At 66.3% G+C, this 18989-nt stretch carries 11 protein-coding genes and 1 pseudogene; 7 read left to right on the top strand and 5 right to left on the bottom strand.

The window, feature by feature from the left end; genetic code table 11:
- The first annotated feature begins 164 nt into the window (after positions 1-164).
- The 6 genes from ACZK4Z_RS11740 to ACZK4Z_RS11765 are packed head-to-tail and all read left to right on the top strand — an operon-like array spanning position 165 to position 8175.
- Positions 165-1604, top strand: a complete 1440-nt coding sequence (locus tag ACZK4Z_RS11740) for a polysaccharide lyase 6 family protein (protein ID WP_171954332.1) — start codon at positions 165-167, stop codon at positions 1602-1604.
- Complete coding sequence (locus tag ACZK4Z_RS11745; RefSeq protein ID WP_197576449.1) at positions 1601-3829, top strand: oligoalginate lyase; 2229 nt, start codon at positions 1601-1603, stop codon at positions 3827-3829. The genes ACZK4Z_RS11740 and ACZK4Z_RS11745 overlap by 4 nt, the downstream gene beginning before the upstream one ends.
- Positions 3826-5130, top strand: coding sequence for an MFS transporter (locus ACZK4Z_RS11750; protein WP_019659759.1), 1305 nt, complete (start codon positions 3826-3828; stop codon positions 5128-5130). Before ACZK4Z_RS11745 ends, ACZK4Z_RS11750 begins: the two co-directional genes overlap by 4 nt.
- Positions 5131-5190: 60 nt before the next feature.
- The gene (locus ACZK4Z_RS11755; RefSeq protein WP_049409649.1) at positions 5191-5943 is read left to right on the top strand and encodes an SDR family NAD(P)-dependent oxidoreductase; all 753 of its coding nucleotides are present in this window, start codon (positions 5191-5193) and stop codon (positions 5941-5943) included.
- A gap of 14 nt (positions 5944-5957) precedes the next feature.
- Positions 5958-7145: a GDSL-type esterase/lipase family protein gene (locus tag ACZK4Z_RS11760; RefSeq protein WP_049481124.1), complete on the top strand. Its 1188-nt coding sequence runs from the start codon at positions 5958-5960 to the stop codon at positions 7143-7145.
- A 10-nt stretch (positions 7146-7155) separates the two neighbouring features.
- The gene (locus tag ACZK4Z_RS11765) at positions 7156-8175 is read left to right on the top strand and encodes a sugar kinase (RefSeq protein WP_019336526.1); all 1020 of its coding nucleotides are present in this window, start codon (positions 7156-7158) and stop codon (positions 8173-8175) included.
- Between the two features lie 17 nt (positions 8176-8192).
- Here ACZK4Z_RS11765 and ACZK4Z_RS11770 read toward each other — a convergent pair whose 3' ends face one another.
- The 5 genes and pseudogenes from ACZK4Z_RS11770 to ACZK4Z_RS11790 all read right to left on the bottom strand — a co-directional run bounded on the left by ACZK4Z_RS11770 (position 8193) and on the right by ACZK4Z_RS11790 (position 17129).
- On the bottom strand, positions 8193-9050 hold the full coding sequence (locus ACZK4Z_RS11770; RefSeq protein ID WP_171954556.1) for a retropepsin-like aspartic protease: 858 nt from the start codon (positions 9048-9050) through the stop codon (positions 8193-8195).
- Between the two features lie 162 nt (positions 9051-9212).
- Positions 9213-10665 (bottom strand): annotated as a pseudogene (locus tag ACZK4Z_RS11775) (S41 family peptidase).
- A gap of 87 nt (positions 10666-10752) precedes the next feature.
- A complete protein-coding gene (locus ACZK4Z_RS11780) occupies positions 10753-12327 on the bottom strand; it encodes a S15 peptidase family protein (RefSeq protein ID WP_171954334.1) in 1575 nt (524 codons plus the stop codon).
- 154 nt (positions 12328-12481) lie between these two features.
- Positions 12482-13663, bottom strand: coding sequence for a YadA family autotransporter adhesin (locus ACZK4Z_RS11785; RefSeq protein ID WP_227199427.1), 1182 nt, complete (start codon positions 13661-13663; stop codon positions 12482-12484).
- A gap of 109 nt (positions 13664-13772) precedes the next feature.
- The gene (locus ACZK4Z_RS11790; RefSeq protein WP_171954335.1) at positions 13773-17129 is read right to left on the bottom strand and encodes a S8 family serine peptidase; all 3357 of its coding nucleotides are present in this window, start codon (positions 17127-17129) and stop codon (positions 13773-13775) included.
- A 339-nt stretch (positions 17130-17468) separates the two neighbouring features.
- Here ACZK4Z_RS11790 and ACZK4Z_RS11795 point away from each other — a divergent pair, with 339 nt between their 5' ends.
- A complete protein-coding gene (locus ACZK4Z_RS11795; RefSeq protein ID WP_171954336.1) occupies positions 17469-18773 on the top strand; it encodes a hypothetical protein in 1305 nt (434 codons plus the stop codon).
- Positions 18774-18989 lie beyond the last annotated feature (216 nt).

An 18989-nucleotide genomic window follows, 5' to 3' on the forward strand; every position in this document is an offset into this window, starting at 1 on the left:
CAATTGGTATGTGAATGTTCAAATGCCTTTGATCCATACCAGTTGATCGCAATTTAATGTGCTTCTGCAGCATGACTTTGCGCGAAAACTGGCTTACAACAGACCCGAAAGTGGTATGCAGACCCACCCTGAAACGACGGCCGGGCCGTCCCTGGAAGGATTTCATGCGCATTCACTCGCTGGCACGTCACCCGTCCAACTATCCATCACTGTTTTGCCTGGCCACTGGTCTGGTCATGTGCCTGACCACTTCAGCGGCAAGTGCTACCAGCTGGCTCGTCCACGATGTCGCTGAGTTCACTACCGCCACCTCGGCGCTGCAGCCCGGCGATGAGATCGTGTTGGCTGACGGCATCTGGACCGACGCCCGGTTGCTGCTGAAGGGCCAGGGCACGGCAGCCGCGCCGATCACGCTGCGCGCGCAGACCGCCGGCAAGGTCGTCTTCAGCGGGCGCTCGGACCTGCGCCTGGCAGGGAGCTACCTGCAGGTGTCCAACCTGGTGTTCCGCAACGGCTACGCACCGGGTGATGCGGTGGTGGCATTCCGCGAATCGAGCAAGGCCGTCGCCAGCAACAGCCGCGTCACCGGCCTGGTGATCGACGACTACACCAACCCCGATGCCAGCGACCAGGACTACTGGGTTTCCTTCTATGGCAGCCACAATCGCCTCGATCACAGCCAGCTGCGCGGCAAGACCAATGCCGGGCCGACCGTGGTGGTGGTGCGCGATGCCACCCAGGGCCTGGACAACCAGCACCGCATCGACCACAACTGGTTCGGCCCACGCCCAGCGCTGGGCGTCAACGGCGGTGAAACGATTCGCGTCGGCACCAGTGACACCTCACTGAGCAATTCCAACAGCACGGTGGAGAACAACTGGTTCGAAGGCTGCGACGGCGAGACCGAAATCGTCTCCAACAAGTCTGGCGGCAATACCTACCGCGGCAACGTGTTCTATCGTTCGGCCGGAGCACTGACCCTGCGCCACGGCAATGGCAACCGGGTGATCGACAATGTCTTCCTCGGCGATGACAAGGCCGGCACCGGCGGCGTACGCATCATCAACGCCGACCAGACCGTCAGCAACAACTACTTTGAACGGCTGGCCGGGTCCAGCAACCGTTCGGCACTGGCGGTGATGGATGCGCAGGCCAATCCGCCGCTGTCCGGCTATGCGCCGGTGGTGAATGCCACGATCAGCCGCAACACCTTCGTGGACGTGGCGAAGATCAGTTTCGGCGTCGGCCATGATGAGGCGAAGGGCATCGTGGTGGCCGCCAGCAACAGCCGCTTCACCGGCAACCTGATCGTCAACCGCACCAGCAGGAACCCGCCCAATGCCGCCAGTTCGCTGGCCGGTATCGACTTCAGTGGCAACGTGCAGTCGCCGGCAGCCAGCACTGTGTTCCCGGGAGGCGTAGAGAGCCGTGGTGTCAGCCTGCAGCAGGCTGATAGCGGATTGTGGGTTGCCACGCCTGCCCTGCCCGCCGTGGGTGCCGATCCTGCCCTGGCAATGACCGCGCGCGAGGCGACCGGCGTTGCCTGGTATCCCAAGGTGGGCGAAGTTGCCCTGCCACGCACCCCCAGTGGAGTTGATCGATGAGGTTGCAGCCGCTGTTCATTTCCCTGGCTTTGGCCGCCCCCTTCGCCCTGCTGCCGAGCGCATCGCTGTTCGCAGCCCCCACTGCTGCCGTGCGACAGGCCGAGGCCGCGCCGGTGCTGGTCACCGCCGCGCAGTGGCAGCAGATGGCCAGCGAAGGCCGCCGCTACCCGTGGTTTTCCAAGGAACAGGCGCGCACCGAGGCGACGCTGAAGAAGATGATGAAAGCCGGTATCGACGTGCCGGTACCCAAGGACAAGGGCGGCGGGCGCACCCATGAACAGCACAAGCGCAACTACCAGGCGCTGCTGGCGGCGGGCACGCTGTACCGGCTGACCGGCGACAGGGCCTACGTGGACTATGCGCGCGACATGCTGCTGCAGTATGCCCAGCTCTACCCGACGCTGGGCCCGCACCCGGAAGGCCGTGGGCAGATCCCCGGGCGCGTGTTCTGGCAGGTGCTCAACGATTCGGTATGGCTGGTCAACGCCATCCAGGGCTACGACGCGATCCGCGACGCGCTGTCCGCCAGCGACCGCAACACCATCGAATCGAAGGTGTTCCGGCCAATGGCCGAGTTCCTCGTCAGCGAGCCGAAGAACTACGACCAGATCCACAACCACGCCACCTGGGCGGTGGCCGCCACCGGCATGACCGGCTACGTGCTGCGCGACCCTGAGCTGGTGGAGAAATCCCTGCGCGGCAGTCGGAAGGACGATCAATTCGGCTTTCTTCGGCAGATCGACCTGCTGTTCTCGCCCGATGGTTACTACGAGGAAGGCCCCTACTACCAGCGCTATGCACTGGCGCCGTTCCTGCTGTTCGCCAATGCCATAGAACGCAACGAACCTCAGCGGAAGATCTTCGCGCGCCGTGACGGCGTGCTGTTGAAGGCCGTGGATGTGCTGGTGCAGTCCAGTTACAACGGCTTGTTCTTCCCGATCAACGACGCCATCCTGGACAAAGGCATCGACACCGAAGAGCTGGTGGCCGGCATCGGCATCGCCTATGCGCGTACCGGTGATGACCGCCTGCTGTCCGTGGCCCAGCAGCAGAAGCGCCTGCTGCTTTCGCCCGAAGGGCTGGAGGTGGCGCAGGCGCTGGCGGCGAACAAGGCCAAACCTTTCGACTACAGGCCGATGCTGCTGCGCGACGGCCCTGACGGCGACCGCGGCGGCTTGGCCATTCTGCGCATGAACGGCGAGCGCGGCCAGGCGCTGGTGCAGAAGGACACCATGCAGGGCATGGGCCACGGCCACTTCGACAAGCTCAATTGGCTGTTCTACGACAACGGCAATCCAGTGGTGACCGACTACGGCGCGGCCCGCTTCCTCAACGTGGAAGCCAAGCGCGGCGGCATCTACCTGGCTGAGAACCGCAGCTGGGCCAAGCAGACCGTGGCTCACAACACCCTGGTGGTGGACGAGCAAAGCCACTTCAAGGGCGACTGGAAACGCGGCGAGGAGCATGCCCCGCAGGTGCGCTTCTTCCAGGCCGATGCCGATACCCAGGTCGCCTCGGCAACCATGCGCGATGCGTATCCCGGCGTGATCTTCACCCGCACCCAGGCACTGCTGCGCCACCCCGACCTGGGTCTGCCAGTGGTGCTGGATCTGTTGCAGGTGCACGGTAACAAGGCCGCGCGCTACGACCTGCCGCTGCACTTCAACGGTCACATCGTCACCACCGGCTTCGAGGCCGAACACTTCCCCGCCCAGCGCCCGGTGCTGGGCAAGGACAACGGCTACCAGCACCTGTGGCTGGATGCACGCAGCAAACCCGGCAGCGAACCGCGTTCGCTGGCCTGGCTGCTGGACGGCCGCTTCTACACCTACCGCTTCGGCAGCAGCGCACCCGCGCAGGCGCTGCTGGTGGAAAGCGGTGCCAACGACCCGGAATTCAACCTGCGCCGCGAACCGGCCCTGCTGCAGCGCGTGGAAGGCCAGAAGGACGTGACCTTCTTCAGCGTGCTGGAGCCGCACGGCGAGTACAACGGCACCGCCGAGTACGTGCACGGCGCAGACAGCCGCATCAAGGACATCGTGCGCACCCGTGGCAGCGATGCCGAGGTGATCGAACTGCGCCTTGCCAGTGGAGCCCGCATCGCGCTGGGCGTGGCCGATGACAGCAGCGCCAAGGGCGAGCACAGCGTGACCGTCGACGGCCATGCCTACGGCTGGAGCGGCAGCCACGCGCGCATGGACCGCAGCAAGGATGACGCGAAATGAACGGCCCTGCGGTGGTGGCCAACCTGCGCAAGGTGCCGGTGCGTTCAACAGTGCGCTGGCTGATCGTGGGCCTGATCGCCGTGGCTACGGTCATCAACTACATCGACCGCAACGCACTGGCGGTGATGTGGCCGGAAATCGCCAGGGAAGTGGGCGCGACCAAGGATGACTACGCGCTGCTGGTGACGGTGTTCATGCTGTTCTATGCCGCCGGCCAGTTCCTGTTCGGGCGCCTGTTCGACATGATCGGAACGCGCCTGGGTTTCGCTCTGTCGATCAGCGTGTGGTCGATCTCCATCGCCCTGCATTCGGTCACCCATTCGATGCTGTCCTTCAGCCTGGTGCGGGCGATGCTCGGCATCAGCGAGGCCGGTGCCTGGCCAGGCGCGGTCAAGGCCAATGCCGAGTGGTTCCCGGCACGCGAGCGCGCACTGGCGCAGGGCGTGTTCAACGCAGGTGCGTCGATCGGCGCGATTGTCTCCGCACCGGCCATCGCCGGCCTGTACCTGTGGCTGGGCTGGCGCGGCACCTTCGTGCTGGTCGGTGCGATCGGCTTCCTGTGGCTGCTGCCATGGCTGTTTGTCTACCGCGCCGGGCCGGACAAGCATCCGTGGGTGAGCGATGCCGAGCGCCGGTTGATCCAGGAAGACCAGGCCGGGCAGCAGGCAGAGGTGGCACCGAAGGCCAGCGTTCGTGAGCTGCTGGCCCACCGGCAGAGCTGGGGCATGCTCGCCTGCCGCTTCCTGCTGGACCCGATCTGGTGGTTGTTCGTGTCCTGGCTGCCGATCTACCTGGCCGAAACCTTCGGCTTCGACATCAAGCAGATCGGCCTGTTCGCCTGGGTGCCGTTCGTTGGCGCGATGCTGGGCAGCCTCAGCGGCGGTTGGCTGTCCGGGCGGATGATCCGCGCCGGGCACAGCGTGGACCGCGCCCGCAAGCTGGCCATCACGCTGGGCTGCGTGATCATGGCCCCTGCCCTGCTGGCTGCCGTGCTGGCCAACCAGCCGCTGCTGGCGGTGCTGGCGATCGCTGCCGTGCTGTTCGGCTTCCAGGTGGCCATCGGCAACATCCAGACCCTGCCGGGCGACCTGTTCGACGGCCGCTCGGTGGGCACGCTGGCGGGCCTCGGTGGCCTCGCGGCCGTGGCCGGCACCTTGATCACCACCTGGCTGGTGCCGGTGCTGACCCGCCATTCCTACGCTCCGATCTTCATCCTCGTTGCCGCGCTGGTGCCGCTGTCGCTGGCCGCGCTGTGGTGGTGGACCGGGCCTATCCAGAAGCTCGACCGCCGCGCCGGTTGAGCCTGGGTCTCCTTCTTTTCCAAGTACATCCATTCCCCCGCAAACCAAGGAGTTTTCCGCATGTCGTTCCAGGACAAGGTGGCCATTGTCACCGGCGGCGGCCGCGATATCGGCCGCGCCGTTTCGATCAAACTGGCTGCCGCCGGTGCACGCGTCTGCATCAACTACGCCAATGATGAAGCCAGTGCCCAGGAAACGCTGGCGCAGATCCAGGCGGCCGGTGGCCAGGCCATCGTGCATCGCGCCGACGTCACCGATGCCGCTGCCGTCGCCGGCCTGGTCGCTGCGGCACAGGCCGCGTTCGGTGAGCGCATCGACCTGCTGGTGAACGTGGCCGGTGGCATGGTGCAGCGTCGCCCGCTGGCCGAGATCGACCCGGCGTTCTTCCACACGGTGATGGACCTCAACATCACCTCCACCTATCTCACCACGCACGCGGTGGTGCCGCACATGCGCGAAGGCGCGGCCATCGTCAATTTCGCCTCGCAGGCCGGTCGTGATGGCGGCGGCCCGGGCGCATCGATCTACGCCACCGCCAAGGCGGCGGTGATGACCTTCACCCGCGCCATGGCCAAGGAGCTGGGGCCGAAGGGTATCCGGGTGAACGCACTGTGCTGCGGCATGATCGCCACCCGCTTCCACGACGAATTCACCAAGCCGGAAGTGCGCACGGCCGTTGCCGGCGCCACCCCGCTGCGCCGCCAGGGTGCGCCGGACGAAGCCGCTGACGCTGCTGTATTCCTGGCCTCGGATGCGGCGGCGTTCATCACCGGTGCGAATCTGGACGTCAACGGCGGCACCTACTTCTCCTGACTGGAATCCTGCTCATGCAGCGCTGGACGCTCCTGCTTTCATTGACGATCTGTTCCGCCGCGGCCGCGCCTGCCGCTTTGGCTGCACCGGTCTGGGTCACCGCCTGGACCGCCTCGCCGGCACCTGACCGCAAGGATGGCACCGCCGAGGCACCCGTACAGTTCGCCGCACAGACCGTGCGCCAGGACATGCGTATCGGCAGCCGTGGCGATGCGCTGCGCCTGCGCATAAGCAACGAGCTCGGCACGGCACCCTTGCGGGTCGAGGACCTGCGCGTGGGAGTAAAGAACGGCAAGGCCGCACCGCTGCCGGTAACGGTGGATGGCCGCGCGGTCATCGAGGTGCCGGTGGGTGCAGCGCTGCTGAGCGATCCGGTGCGGATGCCGGTGGCGGCGCTGCAGGAAATCAGCGTGAGTGCCTATTTCCCGCAGCCCACCCGTCCCGCCGTGCGCCGCACCGAGCTGCGGGTAGCGGACGGCAGGCAGGCAACCGTTGCCGACAGCGTGCGGCTGAGCTACCAGCAGAACGTGTTCTCGGCGGTGATGGTGCAGCGCGCAGATCGTCCCCAGGTGATCGTGGCGCTGGGCGACTCCATCACGGAAGGTGCCACAGCCCGTCGCGGCACCTTCAACCAGTGGCCGGAGCGGTTGGCGCAGCGCCTGCAGCAGGCCTGCCCGAACCGGTTCGTGGTGCTCAACCAGGGCATCAGCGGCAACAAGCTGCTTGACCATGGCCGCAGCCACAGCGCACTGTCACGATTGGATCGCGATGTGATCGCGGCGGCCGATGCCGATCAGGTGATCCTGTTCGAAGGCATCAATGACATCCGCCATAGCGGTGGCGCGCAGCCGCTGCCTGGCCGCAATGCGGCGGACATGCTGACGGGCTATCAGCAGGTTGCGGCGCGGCTGCATGCGCATGGCATCCGCGCCTGGCTGGGTACGTTGACCCCATTCGGCGGCTCCGAGCGCTACGAGCCCGTGTCCGCAGCCACCCGCACCACGATCAACCAGTGGGCACGCGGTGGGCAGACCGGGTTCGATGGCATCATCGATTTCGATGCCGCCCTGCGTGATCCGAAAGCGGCGGAATCGTTGCCCAACGACATCACCCGCGACCATCTGCATCCCAACGACGAAGGCTACCGGCGCATGGCCGATGCCATCGATCTGCGCATGCTGGGCTGCGCCACCGCCGACTGAGAGGGAACCGATGAGCCGCGTCGTTTGTTTCGGTGAGTTGCTGCTGCGCCTGGGTGCGCCGGGTCGTGAACTGCTGCTGCAGACGCCGCAGCTGCAGGTCCATGTAGGAGGCGCCGAGGCCAATGTTGCGGTCTCGCTGGCCTGCCTGGGCCACGATGTGCAGATGGTCAGCACGGTACCCGGCAACGCGCTGGGCCGGCATGCCGTGGCCGAGCTGCGGCGGCATGGCGTAGGCGTGGCCGGCGTGCGCGAAGTGGATCGCGACCGCATGGGCCTGTACTTCCTGGCGCCCGGTGCGGTGCACCGCGCCAGTGAAGTGGTGTATGACCGGGCGGGGTCTGCATTCGCAAACAGCAGCGCCGAGGATCATGCGTGGCCCGCTCTACTGTCCGGCGCGCAGCTGCTGCATGTCTCCGGCATCAGCCCGGCGCTGGGCGACAACGTGGCCGGGTCCGTGCTGGGGGCCGTGCGTGCGGCGCGCGCGGCGCGCGTCCAGGTGTCCTTCGACGGCAATTACCGTCCCTCACTGTGGCGACGTTGGGGCGGCGACGCCGGGGCGATCCTGCGCGAAGTCTTCGCCGAGGCCGACATTGTCTTTGCCGATCATCGGGACATCGAACTGGTGCTGGGGCTGCACTTTCCGCAGGACGATGCCGTCGCCCGAACCGAAGCCGCTGCGGCCGCCGCCTTTGCCGCCTTCCCGCATCTGCAGTGGTTGGCGTGCACCCAGCGCGATGTGGTGAGCGCAGACCATCACATCCTGGGCGCGCTGCTGCTCGGCCGCGACGGCTCGCGGGCGCAGGCACCACCGCGCCCGCTCCCCGGTATCGTTGATCGCATCGGGGGCGGCGATGCCTTTGCCGCCGGCATCCTGCACGGAATGCTGTCCGGGCTCGACGCAGAAAGCACAGTGCGCTTCGGACTGGCTGCGGGCGCGTTGAAGCACGCCATTCCCGGTGACTTCAGCCCGGTAGCTGAGGCGCAGGTGCTGGCCCTGCTGGGCGATGGAGGTGCGGATGTCCAGCGCTGAATGCCGAACGCGCGTGGTCACCCCGCCGGGGTGGCGACGAAGCGACGGTTTGGACGCAGATAGATGCTGCCGGAACGGGCATCCAGCAGGATATTGAACTGCTGCAGGACTTCGCTGCCAAGCGTCCCGTCGTCCGTGGAGCCATCGTCATCGACGGTGATCGAGGCTTTCGGCCCCTTCAGTTGCAGGGTCGAGATGCTGGCCACGGGCACGCGCACGTCCACCGCGCGGATCTTCCGGCCCGCGCTGCCGCTGAACTGTGATGTTCCAAGTCGTTCCGGAAACGCTTCCTGCAGGCGGTGGGCGCTGCCGAAGGCGTAGGACAGGTCGATGTTGCCGTTGCTGCCGGTGTCCAGGGTAAGCCAGGGTGCGAAAGTGCTGCTGCCGTTGCCGAGCGTGACCTGGATGGCCGGGATATTGTCGATCCAGCGCACGTTGGCCCGGACATACCCGGCAAGGTCGGGAACATCGTCGTGCACGCGCAGCAGGCTGCGGTCGTAGTCGATCTCCAGCACCTGGCTCTGGAAGAAGGTCCAGCCCAGTACCGCATCGAAGGGGCGCCCCGTGTAGTCGATCACCACGGCCCCCATCGGTCGCTGCACGCCGCCGATCTGCACGGCGTTGTGCGTGCTGTAGTCGAGAAGCGTGACGCCATCGGAACCGGTGTTCTCACTCTGGTCGTCAATGACCAGCTTCGCGTCCTGCTGGATGTGCCTGGCAACGGCCATGGCCGACGCGCCTGTATCGACGAGAAAGCGCAGTGGTCGCGAGCCGTTGATCGTACCCTCCACGTAGATCCGGTGATCCTTGCCCAGCTCGAAGGGAACTTCGGTGACCGCAGCACCTGCTGCGAAAGGCACCAGCATGATCAACATCGCGCATTGAAGCGCAGTACGAGGCAGTTCGCACATCCGAGGGCTCCTTCGTTCAGTAGAGCTGCAGCAGCGGTTGCCGGGCTCATTGCGGGTTGGATGCAGCTGCCGGTGAAAAGGTTTGATGTGCCGGAACTGCTTCACCGGTACGCCACCAGGACGGGATCATCGTCCGGAGATCCACGCCTCAAGTGCTGCGGTGTCCCGCATGTCGCCGGTATAGCGATGATCGGGCACGTGCGGTTCGTTCGAACCACGCACCCGCCCCCCGGAACACCTTCATCGGCACTGAAATCCTGGCCAGCCCGCTTGGCAGCCGCTCTGGCCGCACGTCCATGTAGAGACTGTCGGCCGATGTCTCGACGCCCACCTGCACCGCGCCCAACCGCTTCCACAGGTCCAGCGCATCCAGGCAGGCCGAACCACAGGCGGCATCAGCCACGATCACCACCCTGCCCTTGCGCAGCGGTGCGGCCGGGCCTGAGGTTGGTGCTGTATCTGCGCTGGCCTCGGACGGCTCGCGCCACAACGCCTCACCCCGGCCGCGTGCCTGTGCCATGCCCGCCGTCACCGACTCCAGCATGCGACGCAGCTCTGGCGACGCGTCGGGCGCCTGCACCAGCTTCTGCAGGAACCTGCGCAACTGGGCGATGTTGGCCTCGGAGGTCCGCCACTCCACCCAGCTGGGGTCGGGCAGCACGTCCACGGCGGCCCGGCCCCAGATCAATCGCGCCAGTTCGATGCTCCATTGCGAAGCTCCGCCGCTGTTGCCACGCACGTCCAGCACCACCGACGGTGCCTGCTGCAGGGCTTCGGCTTTCGGAGCAAGCTGCTCAAGCAGGGCGGTCAGTTCCTTGAAGTTCTGCTCCGTGGGGTCGGCATTGAAGCTGCTGGTGGTGATCCAGTAGCCGCCATCGGGCATGATGCGCCAGCCGTTCGCCGGGCGGAAGCTGCGCCGGGTGTCGGCCAGACGCTCCTTGCGCTGTGCCGCCTGCAGTGGTTGCCACTGCAGTGCGTAGGATTTCTCGCGTCCATCTACCTGGAAGACGCAGGCGTTCAGCGTGGGCACGAACGGATTGCCCTGCTCCAGCAGCACTTCGCCACCGCCGTGGATGCGGCTGGCCTGCAGGTTCCAGCGCCCGCTGAAGTCCCCGATCCGGCGCGCAGCCAGCGTCTGTGCATCGATGCCATCACAGGACAGCAATCGCGCCCCAAGTGGCGGATGGCCATGGCCACCATCCACGGTCATGACCAACTGCGCATCGCCGTCGAAACCGGTCAGGAACCCGGGCCACTGCGTTGGAACATCGGGAGCGTCGGCAAGCGCGTTGAGGCTGACATGCCCATCGTTGAAGAACGCCCCATAGCCTTTCATCGCCCACCAGTAGCCCTGGTAGTTGGTGACCCGACCTGCACGCGAACGTGCAAGCGCCTGGGCCTCGTCGAGCTGCGCGCCGAACCCGGGATTCCGCAGATCCACTGCGCCCGGATGACTGCCACGCAGGGCGGCGTCGGCAGCGTCCAGATCCTTCAACAGCGTGTCCGGCCAATCGATCGGCGCACCTTTCGCGGTGGGTGCCGCGAGCACCGCACCGAGCAGCAGCCATGCAATGACCATGGATTCATCCGTTTGCCGGGACAAACACGAGTCTCGCAGTTTTCCGGCCCGGTGTACCGCGCCCGCCGCAACGGGCGCGGCCGCACATCAATGCAGCGGCACTTTCAGCACCGACGGCGCATTGGCTGGCGAGCTGAAGGTCACCGCCCCACCCAGCTGGCTGATGCCCGCATAGCGCAGGTCCACGGTATCGACCACCAAGGTCAGGCGGCTGCCGGCTGGAAGGTTCCAGCTGCTCGCTTCCAGCCGCAGGTCGAGCGTTTTCGCCTGGCCCGGCGTGGCACCGCGCAAGGTATACGGCTTGTGGCTGATCAACTGACCATTGCCCAGCACATCCTCGGCGTACAGGTAGGTGTACAGCGTGGTGTTGGCACGGCTGGGCGTGACCGTCAGGCGCACTTCCGGCGCACCGTCCAGGCGTTTGGCGCTCCACTGGATCGGCCCCTGCCAGACACCGGCGGCACTGCGGCCAACAAACGGTACGTAGGCACCCGGCGGCAGGTTGATCATCTGCAGCGCGCCGGAGGCCATCGCCACGCCGGAATTGGCCGCAGTCAGCAGGCCGCTGCCGATGCGGTAGTTCCAGCCGGTGCCGCCACCGTGCTCGGCCAGGCCGCCGGTCGGCAGCAGCAAACCAGAGGGTGCGGTCAGGCCGTAGCTGACCGCACCCTTGCTGGTCGCCTGCCAATCCGGGTAACTGCTCCAGCTGCCCTTCTGTGACTTCAGCTGCACCGCCGGCTGGCGGTCGATGCCGTTGGCCACTGCCTTCAGATAGTGATCGAACCAGTCACCCACCTGGTCATAGACTTCGTTGGGAATGCCCAGTGCACCGAGCGCTTCGTTGAGCGCGTGGTCACCGTGGCGCAGCTGCAGCTGCTTCGGGCCTTTCAGCCGGTTGAAGAAATCAACCAGCTGGCCCGGCGGGAACAGGCTGTCGTTGAAGGCGTTGGCCAGGAACACCGCCGGCTGGTTGGCGTTGATCTCGTCGATGCTGGCCGCGGGACTGCGCTGCGCCGCCACCGGCAACAGCGAATCCACCGCGCCCTGGTAGTTGCCCGCCAGAACATTGCGGTTGATCGTGGCCAGCTCCGCGCCAGGGCGTCCGGTCACCAGGCCGGCCGCAACCAGCAGTGCGATGCCCTGCGCGCTCGGGGTGTCGTTGCTGTACAGCGAGGCCTGCAGATCGGCCCAGCCACTGAGCGCGGCCACGGCCTTGATGCGCGGATCGCGTGCCGCCGCCAGCAGGCTGGTGCCCGCACCGTAGGAGATGCCCGAAACGCCGATCCGGTCCGGGTCAGCGCGGGTGTTGTCCAGCGCCCAGTCGATCAGCGCGCTGACATCCTCCACCGTGGAGGGCCCGGCGATGTCGATGCTGCCGCCGGATTCCCAGAAGCCACGCGAGCTGTAGCTGATCACCACATAGCCGCGCTGTGCCAGCGACTGCGCCACCCCCACGTACTCCACGCTGGGCACCGCCCAGCTGCTGGGCATCACCAGCAGCGGATAGCGCCCGCCGCCCGCATCCTGCGGTTCGATGACGAAGGCCCCGAGAGGCGTTCCATCCCAGCCGGCAATGGTGCGATGGGTGGTCTTGACCGTCGCGGCCCAGGCAGTGGGCGCCAGGCCGGTCAGCAGGATCAACAGCAGCAATACCTTGCGCATCGTCGTCTCTCCCCGTCGGTGGTGGTGCAACGGGTTGGACCGTACCAGTGCGAATGGTGAGTGGCGCCTTGCGACGCAGCATGACGTTTGCTGCACGTTCGCAGCGCTTGTTCGCTGAACAGGGGGCGCTGCGCGCCCCCTGCCCTGCATTGCCTTACAGGTCTACGCCGAAGCCCATGCCGGCAGACCTCTCGCCATTGCTGAAGGCACCACCCAGCGAGAAGGAAGCACGCTCGCCGATCCGTTTACCGTATCCGATCGACAGCGCCTGCTCGCCACCCTGGAAGCCGGCACCCACCGCAATGCGACCGCGCGGGCTCTGTGAGCCGGCGGCGTTGATGGCCATGTTCAACATCGCCGAGCTCATCGCGCCCATGCGATCGATCCGCTGGTCCTGATGACGCAGGCGGCGTTCCATCTCCTGCTTCAGCCCGTTGTTGTCCAGCGCGAACTGCGCCAGGCGCTGGTCGGTGTAGGCATTGGCCGTCGTCACCGCCTGCGCGGACTTCGTATCGGTATAGGAGTTGGCCGAGGAGAGCGTGGTTGCGCTGCTGGCATCGGTATAGGCCTTTGAGGTCGTCACTGCCGCGGCGCTGCTCGCGTCGGTGTAGGCGTTGACGGAGTTGATGGTCGCCGTGGCCCGCGCATCGGCATAGCTGTTGGCCGAAGTCAGCGTATTGGCGTTGGCGGTATTCATCTGATTGAGGTTCACCGCATCGGTGCCCTGCGTGGCGGCGGCCACGTTGGTCAACTGGCGTTCGTTGCCGGCGCTGCCTACCGATACCGAGTTGGCACGGTCGGCGACGGAGCCATTGCCCAGTGCAACGCTGTCGTTTGCAGAAGCGATGGCACCATTGCCCACGGCACTGCTGTTGTTGCCACTGGCTTCGGACAAGCTGCCGAGCGCGGTGCTGTTTTCGCCCGTGGCGTTGCTGCCAGCGCCTGACGCGGTGGAGAACGAGCCCGTTGCGGAGCTGCCCGAGCCACTGGCACTGCTGAAGTCACCACTGGCGGTGGCGCTGTCGCCGATCGCCGCACTGTTGGCGCCGGAGGCGGAAGCACCCACGCCCACGGCGGCGCTCTGGTCGCCGGAGGCGCTGCTGGCTGCGCCGATCGCCGTACTGCCGGTGCCGCTGGCACTGGCGCCGGTTCCGACGGCCGCCGATAGATCACCGCTGGCATCGGCACCACTGCCGCACGCCAGCGAGGCGGCACCACCGGCGCTGGCGCCACCGTTGGACACGCCGCCGAAGCCATCGTCCAGCTGGCAGGTATCACCGGCCCACGCCGGTGCGGTTGCCATGGCCAGTGCCACGGCAAGGATGTGCTTGTGCATCGTCTTCACGGTACCCCCGAGGTCCATCAGGAAGGGTTCCCGGCAAGCGCCGGAAACGGTGGGAAACCGGCCGCCCCTGCACAGGGGCGGCCGGGATGCTGCTGGCGCCTTACGGCGTTACGGTCAAGGCGACACGGACAGCAGTCTTCGGCGTGCTCGGGTCATTGCTGCCGACACAGACGAAGCCCGAATAGCTGCCCGGCGCGAGGCCGCTGGCATTGATCTGCACCTGCGTGCTCTGGCTGCCGCCTGCGGAGATGCGGCCCAGGGCACGGGTCGGTGTGCCGATCCAGCCGGCGCCGCACGCATTGCTTCCGCCCAGCCCATAGGCCAACCCAGGCGCGCCGGCGGTGGTGGACCAGGCACCGCTGCCATCGGGATTGATGATCGCGCTGCGGTACACGCTGTCGCCGCTGGTGGCGTTGAACCAGAACCAGCTGGTAGCCAGCGGCGCGCGCACCGAGACCACCAGCCAGTAGCGGCCTGCCGGCAGGTTCACGTTCTGGCCTGCAGCGGCCAGGTCAAGGTTGATGGTGGCCAGCGTGGCCGACGTTCTTACGCCCGGACCGCTGACGGTGGAGGTGTAGCTCCACAGCGCCAGCTGCGGGCTCGATTCCGGATTGCCCTCCGGATTGCCGCCAACATCCCGGTAGATCGACCAGTTGATGTTGGTCGAAGTTGCCAGCGAGCCACCGTTGACGAAGCCGTCAGCGACGATGCGGGTAATGCCGGTGGCCTCGCCCAGAGTGAAATCATCGGCACCAAGCTGTGCACGTGCACCCACTGTCGCCGCATCGGTGAAGCGCGTCGAGCGACGGCCATTGGCGTTGTTTGGCGCCTGCGCTACCAGCGTGCGGGTGCCCACTCCGGAATTGTCGATCTGCCATTCCAGCGGTGAGCCGCCGGTATTGGCGATCTGCAGGTTCACCGTTCCACTGCCACCGGCCGGCAGGGTCAGCGAGTTCGTCGGCGGCGTGGCGGCGATCTGCGGCGGCGGCACCGACACGGCGATCGGCAGGCGCAGCAGCGGCTGGCTGGTATCACCGCCCTGCGGTGAGAGGGTGAGCCTGGCAAAGCGCCAGCTGCCATCGTTCGGTACCGAACCGGTGGTGACGATGACCCGCACCGACTTGCTTTCACCCGGCGCCAGGGTAAACACCGATGGCGAGACAACCGCGGTCAGGCCCTGCACCTTCGCCGTCCACGTCTGCCGGGTCGGCAGCACATTGCGGAACACGCGGGTGAAGCTGCAGCTGTCCGCGCAGCTGCGCTTGCCGAGGCTGGCGATGTTGAGCGACGACACTTCACCCCCATTGGCTGGATTGGCGGCCAGGAAGTTGGTCTTGGTCTCGTTGAGCACCAGCCCTGCGCGCAGTGCCTGGTCCACCTGGATGCGTCCAGCGCCCATCGCGAATGCGTCGGCCGGTGTGACGCCATCTTCCTTCAGCACCTCCTGCCGCGCGGTCATCATCAACGCCGAGCGTGTCTCCTGCACGGTCCAGTCAGGACGCGCCTGGCGCAGGAGCGCGGCGGCACCGGCGTGATGTGGTGATGCCATCGAGGTGCCGTCCATCAGGCCGACGGCGTTCTCCGAGCCGGTCACCTCATTGCCTGCGATCACGGCCAGCACACGCACACCCGGGGCGGTCACGTCCGGCTTGACCAGATCAAAGATCCCGGCCGGGCCGCGCGAACTGAAGTCGCCCAGCACATCCGGCGTATTGCTGATCTTGCTGGCCGGATAGGCAATGCCGGCGGTTGCGTTGTTGCCAACGCTCGACGCAAAGGTCCGCAGTGCATTGGCGTCCGACTGGTCGATGGCGAAGGCGGGAATGGTCGCCCCGGCCACGTTGGGCAGGATGGGGGCCGGCTGGTTGTTGCCGATCAGCACGGCGATCGCACCCGCTGCAGCGGCGTTGTTGACCTTGTCGCTGAAGTTGCACGAGCCACGGCGGATCACCGCAACGGCGCCCTGGAAGGTATTGGCCGGGAACGGCGCGCACCCATCGTTGGCACTGTCGATGCCTGCACTGACACGCAGCGGCGTGGTTGCAGGAATCGGCGTTGCGAACGGCACGCCGCCCGAGCCTTCGGTCAGCAGGATGGCAGTGAGCGCCGGCGGCACGCTGCCGGGGCCGCTGACCGCAGCGAACAGCACGATGTCGCCGCGGCCATGCGTGGCCGCCGCAGTGCTGCCGGTCCAGGGTTCCAGATGGCCCATCGTGTTCGGACCTGGGCCGGAGTTGCCGGCCGAAGTGGCCACATAGATGCCGGCATCGGATGCGTTGAGGAACGCCAGCGAGACCGCCTCTCCCCACGGCGCGGTGCCACCGGCAATGGAGTAATTGATGACGTCGACCACGCCATCGGCGAGGGCCTGGTTGACCGCTGCCAGCGTCGAGGTGTTCGGGCAGAAGCCGCGCCCGGTAGAGACCTCGGTGTAGCAGGCGTCGTAGGCGATGATGTTGGCGCGCGGCGCAACACCGGAAATGTGGATCTGGTTGCCACGGTAGGACGCAGTGTGCGGGTTGCCGGCGGCGGTGGAAGCGGTATGGCTGCCATGACCGTTGGTGTCACCAAATCCAGGCTCCTCGCGTACGTCCGCAACGCCACACTGGTTGCCCGGCGCACCGCAGACGAAGTCGTAGCCGCCGATCAGCTTGCTGTTGCAGCGACCTTCGTCGATGCCGCCCGGCGCGCAGGTACCGAGGTAGTTGCCTGCGCCCAGCGGATTGACGTGCTCGTAACCATCTTTGGCGCGGGCGGTGAAGGCCGGGCTGCCGAAGTTGATGCCCGAGTCGATGACGCCGACCACCACACCTTCGCCACGGAACGGCGCAGGTGTGCCGTTCCACAGCGCAGGTGCGCCGATCAACCCCGGTCCGACGTCGGTGTCCTGCTCATACTCCCTGTACTCTTCAACCAGCTGCACATCGGGAAGTGCGCGCACGCGCTCCGCTTCCTGCGGGTTCATCTGCAGCACCGATGCGTTGATCGCATGCTGCATGCGCCGTTCGACCTTTACGCTGCGACCCAATGCTGCATTGATGCGGGCCTCGTGCTGTACCTGGCGGTCAGCGAGGAAGCGCACATAGTCCTGCGAGCGTGCCCCCTTTACAGCGATGCGCGGTGTCGGCGCATTGCCGGTGGCTGCCGCTGCACGCGCGGCGCTGGCGGATGGGCGCATGCGTTCCGGTGCCGCGAGGCCCTGGATGTCGCCCTTGTAGGTGGCCAGCGGCTCCTCGCGGTAGACCACGATATAGCGGTTGGAGAGCTCGGCGAAGCCGCTACCCGGACCGCGTGCCGCAGGCCCGGACGGATTGCCGGCGCGCGCGTCCACCGAGGGATTGCCGGTCTTTGACTGGGCACCGGTACTGCGTATGCCCACGGCAGCGGCGGCCAGTGCGGCACCCGCCACCAGGGTCAGTGCAACCCATTTGCTTCGTTTGATCCATGCATTGCGCATCGAATACCCCCTTTTCATTGAAAGCCCGAGATGCACGCCGGCGTCAACGCCGGCGCTGTGATGTCTGGTGCTTCAATTGCGGGTGCGGCGCGTAGTCCCCGACGCCTTGCACCCCGCTGCGCCCCGGCAGCAGAATCGACACTACCTCAAAATTTGACGCGGCGCACAGTTTTTCGTGACAGCGGCAAGACAGAGATCAGTACGCGAAAGTATGGATGCGCGCCTGCATGGCGTAGCCATGGCCCCGGCCGCCGAAGCGGCAACGCGTTCGTTGCCCGTCGTTGAAGGGCAACGGTGTCCAGTGCTATGACTGCCTGCGCCCATCAACGCACGGATGCCATGGATATTTTCCGCACTGCACTGATTGCCGGTGTTGCCTGTGCAGCAGGACCGGCATGGTCCGCTGAATCACCGATCGCAGACGCCGACGCGCGCGGAATCTTCATCGAAGCACAGCACCTGTGCCAGGTCGATGGCGGCCAGCTGTGGGGGCAATCCCTGTGCGGGCCGATGATGCTGGTCGATCCGAAGAGCCGCCAGGTCACCGCCTCGCATGCGGATGTACACGGCGCGTTGAAGGGGCGTGGCGAGGTGTTCGTGGGCCAGCTTCCGCCCGATGCGATCGTTGCCAACACCGCCGTGGAATGGTCCGGCATACGCTGGACGCAACTGCTCTGGCCATTGCCGCAGGACGTGTCCAGGCGCAGTACGCTGCTGGCTCTCGAAATGTTCCATCGGTTGCAACCGGCGTTGCCCATCACCGCGCCGACCGAAGGCGGCAACGAGCACCTCGACACACTTGAAGGACGCTACTGGCTGCAGCTGGAATGGCGCGCGCTTGCGGATGCGCTCACGGCCACCGATGCAATGGCGCAGCACACTGCGGTGAGCGACGCACTCGCCTTCCGCGCCGAGCGCCACCGCCAGTTCCCTGCGGCAGCGCAGGAAGAAGCGGCGCTGGAATTGAACGAGGGCCTGGCCGAGTACACCGGCGTGTTCGTCGGCAACCCAACGCGCTCCACACGTATCCAGGCGGCGCTGCATGACCTTCGCGCGCACGTTGCCGATCGCAGTTTCGTCCGCTCTTTCGCCTATGCCACCGGTCCGGCCTATGGCCTGCTGTTGGACCAGGCGGCCCCCGGCTGGCGCAACCATCTCGCCCACCCCGCCCGGGACCTCGGCACGCATCTGGCCGAAGTGACCCGGACCCCGATGCAGCGGGGTGCGACCGAGCTGCGGGCCGCTGCTGCGCGCTACAGCGGACGGGCACTGCGCGAAGCCGAAATGCTGCGCGAACGGCAGCGCATTGCGCAGCTGGAACACAACCGTGCGCGCTTCGTGACAGGCCCGGTCGTGCGGCTGGATCTGCGCAGCATGCGCATCCAGTTCAATCCCAACACGATGCAGTCGTTGCCGGGCCGTGGCACGGTATATCCAACGATGCGGCTGACCGACACCTGGGGCAGCCTGGACGTCACCGACGGAGCGTTGATGCAGAGCGACTGGAAGGCCGTGTTCGTGCAGGCACCCGCAACTGCCGACCCGCCGCTACAGGGTCCAGGGTGGTCGCTGAGTCTGAAACCAGGATGGTTACTGGTGCCGGGAACACGCAACGGCGATTACGTGTTGAAGGCGACCCCCTGACAACACCCGCAGGCATCGCGATGCTCTAGCACGCGAGCGTTTCAGCCACGTCCTGCTCCATTTGACACATCTCCAGTGCTTGCGCGCTGTCACAGCTTCGTCTTTTCATCGTTGACCGAAAGACGACAGCTTGTGACGCTTACGACACCGCACGGCCTCCACGGCCCTGTCATCGCGGTCACGTCTCACCGCAATCCGTAGCACCCGTCTCCGCAA

The sequence above is a fragment of the Stenotrophomonas sp. 71799_Sma genome (assembly GCF_056482505.1).